The 371-nt window shown below is 60.6% G+C and carries 1 protein-coding gene; it reads left to right on the forward strand.

The features are described 5' to 3' along the window. On the forward strand, nt 1–102 hold a 102-nt coding region (locus tag AC0L3U_RS38660; RefSeq protein ID WP_473365001.1), incomplete at its 5' end, for a homocysteine S-methyltransferase family protein. Nucleotides 103–371: the final 269 nt, after the last annotated feature.

Consider the following 371-nt stretch of genomic DNA (forward strand, 5'->3'; position numbering starts at 1 on the left):
GCCGATTGGCAGGCCCGCGGTGCCAGCCACCTGGGCGGCTGCTGCGGGATCGGGCCGGAGCATATCGCGGTGCTGGCCAAACACCTGATCCCAGTCAGCTAAGGCTTTATGTAGGAGCGAGCTTGCTCGCGAAGAACCCGGGCCTCACGTTTTATCCAGAGTGAACGTGTTGCCTGGGCTTTTTTTCGCGAGCAAGCTCGCTCCTACAGCGGCATCGCGCACGTCCCTCCCTGTCAGCGTTTCAATGTCTGCACTCGGCCAGGGTTTTCAGCTGTCCGGAGCCGGTCTGGTTAGCGTCCGATAGCCACTGTTCAAACCCTGCATCAATCGCCGGCCATTCCGAATCCAGCATTGAGAACCACGCCGTATCG

It is taken from the genome of Bradyrhizobium sp. Kon69 (assembly GCF_055807515.1).